Annotated in this window: 3 protein-coding genes and 2 pseudogenes; 4 read left to right on the forward strand and 1 reads right to left on the reverse strand. The window is 52.1% G+C overall.

Annotation, left to right across the window (positions count from 1 at the left end):
- The 4 genes and pseudogenes from CRO75_RS31915 to CRO75_RS31930 form a co-directional block, all read left to right on the forward strand.
- Positions 1-247, forward strand: a 247-nt coding sequence (locus CRO75_RS31915) for a transposase (protein WP_143504320.1), incomplete at its 5' end; no start/stop codon positions are given.
- Positions 248-259: 12 nt separating this feature from the next.
- Positions 260-463, forward strand: a pseudogene (locus CRO75_RS31920) (IS3 family transposase); the annotation flags it as partial.
- Between the two features lie 572 nt (positions 464-1,035).
- Complete coding sequence (locus CRO75_RS31925; protein WP_158539519.1) at positions 1,036-2,286, forward strand: TolC family protein; 1,251 nt, start codon at positions 1,036-1,038, stop codon at positions 2,284-2,286.
- The gene (locus CRO75_RS31930; RefSeq protein ID WP_097140611.1) at positions 2,283-4,520 is read left to right on the forward strand and encodes an ATP-binding cassette domain-containing protein; all 2,238 of its coding nucleotides are present in this window, start codon (positions 2,283-2,285) and stop codon (positions 4,518-4,520) included. The genes CRO75_RS31925 and CRO75_RS31930 overlap by 4 nt, the downstream gene beginning before the upstream one ends.
- A 308-nt stretch (positions 4,521-4,828) precedes the next feature.
- Here the strand turns inward: CRO75_RS31930 and CRO75_RS31935 are convergent.
- A pseudogene (locus CRO75_RS31935) lies at positions 4,829-5,094 on the reverse strand (IS5/IS1182 family transposase); the annotation flags it as partial.

Genomic DNA, 5,094 nt, shown 5'->3' on the forward strand with positions numbered 1-5,094 from the left:
GGCGTCCTCGGGAAAAACAGTCCGACATCGTTTGAACCGAGGTGGAAATCGATCTGCGAACAACGCCCTGTGGACTATTGCAATGGTGCGCATGCGTGGCGACCCCAAAACCCAATGCTATGTCGCCCGGCGTAGTGCTCAAGGTCTGTCTTCCAAAGAAATCCAGCGCTGTTTGAAGCGTTACCTCGTCAGGGAACTCTACCCTTTGATCTTGGCGGATTTAGCTGAATCGGCTCGATCTTGTTGACATAGGAGCGTCAACGCGCCGATGGAGCGCGTATTGCGCAGTTTGAAAACTGAATGGATCCCGGTCTTGGGTTATCGAACTGCGCAGGAAGCACAACGCGATATCAGTCACTTTTTGATGCATCGGTACAACTGGATTCGGCCTCACCAATTCAACGATGGGATGGCGCCAGCGCGAGCCGAGGAAAAACTTAACGTCGTGTCCGGGATTAGTTGACCACTACAGTTAATGTTTCAATGTGGCGTAGAAGTGGGTGGGTTATCAACTCTATTTCTCCAGTCTGTTGCATATTTTTTATAGTTTTATAGGTATCGATACTCTCTTCTAGGGAGGGCTTTCTATCGTGTCCCAGTAGATGGCAGGGAAAATGCCGGCGCTACGGAAGTATTTTAATAATTAATATTTTTAGTGCTAGGGGGGAGGCGGACGTCGCTGTCAACTTCTTTGTATGTATTTCAATCGAGATGTTTTAGGTCGATTTTTAGTTGCCGGCGCTGCGGATTGAATCGTTTCGTACGCATGGTTTCTGCTGTCGCGAAGGGCAGTGATGCCAGCTAGTCGGGGAAGGCGTCTGCCGTCGGTGGTTCGTTACTAGAGATAGGGCGGGTCGAAAAAGATAGTTAAATTGGCGCCGCAATGAGGCGGTATTTGCAATTGCATGCATGGTGCGAAAGGGGCCATTGTTTAGTCGGCGTAGCCATTTAGAAGTGGATCGTAATTTCCTAGGGGCTGTATTTAAGATGTTCGAGATTCTCTGTTGAGGATGCGCATTCATGCGTTGTCAAGATATGAAAATAGTACAAGCTCTGCGTGTTCCCCTGTGGCCGCTATTGATAGTAGTCGGGTTCGCGTCAGGGGGCGAAGCTTCAGGCTTAGAGCAAGCTTCTCAGTTCGATTTGAAATACCTAGTTCGGCAGGCAGTTGATCAGCATCCTCAGATCATGGCGAGCAAGGCCTCGGTTGACAGGGCGGGTGCAGATGTAGAAAGCGCACGTTGGCAGTTCTATCCCGTTCCTTCGCTGGGGGCAGAGCGATTGCATGGGAAAAATCAAACGTCGTTTTCATTGAGGCAGCCAATCTGGACGGGCGGGCGGCTCACTTCTGATCTGGCGGTCGCGAATGCGAGGCGTGATGTTGCTCTCATGTCGGTGGGTGAGGTGCAGCATGAGCTGGCTTCTCGAGTCGCGTCTGCGTGGGCTGGCGTAATGTCTGCGACAGAACAGCTTGACGCTATACGCTGGGGAATTGTCGAGCTCAAAGAGTTAGAGGCCATGATGGAGCGGCGTCAGAGGTCAGGGCTGTCTGCTGAGGCTGAGTTGGACCTGTTGCGTTCTCGTCTGGCTCAGGCTCGCAGTGACTTGTCGGCTGTGGAAGCAGAGCTGCAGATAGGGATGGAGCAACTTTCTCAATTAACAGGTGAACCATTGAAAGTTCAGCAGCTCGTGCGGTTGGCTGTGAAAGAAGAGCATTTAGATGTAGCGCAAAGCGAGGTGGCTATGTGCGCCACCAATTTTAGTCCGGTGCTTGGAAAGCTGGCCGCTGAGATGGATGCAGCCGACGCGCATGTTAAGCAAGCGCGCGTGCAAGCCATGCCCACTGTCTTTGTGCGTTATGACTACCAGCAGGGGCAAATAGATGGCGCGCGAGAGCCCGGTGGACGAGTAGTGTTTGGTGTAGAGCAATCATTCGGAGCGGGCCTTTCGTTCTTTTCTGGTGTGCGATCTGCGGAGTCTGGTCGGGAAGTCGCGAGTGAAGCCTATCAGGCGGCGCGGCGTGACGTGACGGCGCAAGCTGTAGCCGATGCTCAAGGGTATATGGCTGCTTGGAGACGCGCTCAGGAGGGGGCGGAAAACTTGATTGGGGTGGAACGGGTATCAGAGTCCTACCACCGTATGTTTTTGGCAGGAAAGAGAGGTTGGCTTGATCTCTTGAATATGATCCGTGAGCGTACAGATGTTGCACGATCGCTTGCGATCGCGCGTTCAAGTGCGGCGTATTACGCATTTCGCATCAAGCTGCAGTGTGGAGAAATTTTGTGAAGCGTAATGGCAAGGGCGAAGAAATCCCTCTAGGGGATGAGAAGGGTGCATCGTTAGCTGCGCAATCCGCAAATATGAGTATCGGTGCGGCAGATGCAAAAGATACTAATGGTACTAATGGTCAGTTTTCTCATGATTTGATCTGGCTGGGAGAGCGGCTTGTTTCTGCTACGGTTTGTCGGGGGCGGTTCAACCGTCGAGATCGGAAAAGGCTTTCTGTTCTGGCGGGCTCTTCCGAGAGCGGGGCGTCTGCGAGGGCAGTTCTCGAGCTGTGCAAATGTTTGGGATTGATGGTTACCCGTTGGCGTGTAGAACCGGACGAAACGGATCTCCCAATGGTTGTTTTGGTGCCAGCGACGGGCTACAAATTTATATATGGGCGCGCTCGCGATGGCGCGTGGCTGGTCGAAGGTAGCGGGGGGCGAGAGCGTGTTTCAGAGTGGCCCAAAGGTGTTGTATTTCTTCCAATAAAAGTGCCAGAGGAGCTTCCCAAGGCTCTGAGTGCGCGCTCCATGTTTTTTCGTATTTTTCGGCATGATACTACCTGGGCCATCCAAGCGGCGCTGGCTTCTGTATTGGCGAGTATTCTGGTGCTGGGGACATCGCTTTATAGCATGCAGGTGTATGATCGGGTAATCGCTCAAGGTGGCGTGGCCACCCTCGTCGTGCTTAGCGTTGGTGTGGTTATTGCTATCCTCGTGGAGTTCGCCGTTAAGGTGTCTCGGTCAAAAATTGTTGATCGAGCCGTGCACTCTATTGATGTTGAATGCGCTCAGGAAGTATTTAGACGCATGCTAAGTGTGAGGCTAGATCAGTTTCCACCTAGCGTGGGTACCCTGGCGGCACAGGTCCGAGGCTTCGAAACGGTGCGAGGGTTCTACGTCGCGGCGCTCTTATATTTCCTTACGGATGCGCCGTTTGCTCTGTTTTTCTTGTTTGTTCTGTACTTGCTTGCAGGACCGCTGATGGTGCTTGTTCCGACTGTGGCGTTGATTTTTGCCGTGGCTATCGGCTTCTCATTTAAACGAGCGATTCAAAAGCACTCCGCGAGGATGGACTTGGTTGGCAATCGGCGGCAGGGCCTGTTAGTCGAAGCTATCCAGGGCAGTGAGCTGATTAAATCGAGTGGCGGCGCTTGGAGTGTTCAAGCTCGTTGGAACGAGCTTTCTCGACATACTAGCAAAGAAGGTATGCACGTTAAGAGTCTAAATGACTTGGCTGGCTACTTCTCTGCTGGTATTCAACAATTAAGCTATGTTGGTTTGATTGCGACCGGTGCGTACTTGGCTACTACTACAAAGGAGCTGTCTATCGGTGCTATCATTGCGTGTTCTATAATTTCAGGTCGTGTACTAACCCCCGTAAACCAAATCCCGGGGCTATTGGTGCAGTGGGCGCATTCCAGAGTTGCTATGGAGAACTTGGAGAAACTATTTTCCTTGCAAATGGATAACCATGGTGTCCAGACTCCCGTGGCGCCAGAGGTCATTAAAGGTGGTCTTGAGGTGGTGGGGGCGGAGTTTTCCTACCCGGGGCAGCCAGTTACGCTGAATTTGAAATCGTTACGAATCAGCTCCGGCGAGCGCGTTGCAATACTCGGCGGTATTGGGTGCGGTAAGAGCACGCTTTTAAAGCTGCTTGCCGGGCTTATTAAGGCGGAGCGTGGTCAAATTCTGCTTGATGGCATTGACATTCAGCAGATAGCTCCTGAGCGACGCTCTGAAATCATTGGTTATCTACCGCAATCTACTCGCTTGATAAGTGGGACATTGCGCGAAAATCTCATCATTGGCTTACCCTATATAAACGATCAGAAAATTTTTGAGGCTGCAGAAGCAACTGGGTTGTCGTCACTGTTGTCCTCGCGATCCGAAGGATTGGATTTGCGTGTATCCGAAGGTGGCGAGGGCCTATCTGGTGGTCAAAAACAATTGGTTGGTCTGACCCGCATGCTGTTAGGTCATCCATCGCTCTGGTTGCTTGATGAACCTACTGCTTCTATGGACGACGGTACTGAGGAACGTTGTCTGCAGGCGCTTAGATCAGCAATTCAGTCGGGTCATACACTGGTATTGGTGACTCATAAGCTTCGTATGTTGGAGTTGGTTGACCGCATTATCGTGCTCAGTCCCCAGGGAGTTGCTATAGATGGTCCTAGTGGTGCGGTGTTGGCTCATTTGCGTCAGGGGGCAGAGCGCCGTACGGAAGTGGAGCGATCTAGTCGTACAGGCTAGGGCTGTTTTTCATCGTTGCTCTCCTGAAAATGCGGTTCATCATCCTTGATGGATCGCAACAGTTTTCGGGCATTGTCCATAGCTGCTCGGTCATTGCTGCATTTGACGGTTAGTACCTCTCATTTAGATGCCGCTCCACTCTCTAATCCCACTAGCGGCAAATCACAGAGTCCTCCATGTCTAGCAATCTTCGCTACCTTATTAATTCACCCACCAGTCGTAACCTTCTGAACCTGCGCACCGAAGGTGCCCGGTACAGACTTAATGGGGCGGACTATGAGTATCGCGTTAGGAGGGTGTAGACAAAATTATGTAGTGAGTCGGCGCGCGAGTATGCGCGCTTCGGCCAGCCACACCCACGCCTCACTCACAGCGAACAACCGGTCGTGATGCATAATTAGTCGTCGAGCCCTCTCATTCCAGGCATGAGTTCGCTCCACTACCCAGCGCCTGGGCATCACCACGAAACCGCTCGGAGCAGGTGTTACCATGAACAGATCGCCTTGTTCTGAGTGCCATTGTCCTGTTCTTCTATTGTTTGGCCCCCGGATCACTTGAACGTCGACCGCGTGTG

The sequence above is a fragment of the Pseudomonas sp. LAMO17WK12:I10 genome, from assembly GCF_900215185.1.
Lineage (GTDB): Bacteria > Pseudomonadota > Gammaproteobacteria > Pseudomonadales > Pseudomonadaceae > Aquipseudomonas > Aquipseudomonas chlororaphis.

Excerpts from the sequence above, each read along its gene's own strand:
- CRO75_RS31925 (WP_158539519.1), top strand. The coding sequence starts at position 1,036 with ATGAAAATAGTACAAGCTCTGCGTGTTCCCCTGTGGCCGCTATTGATA.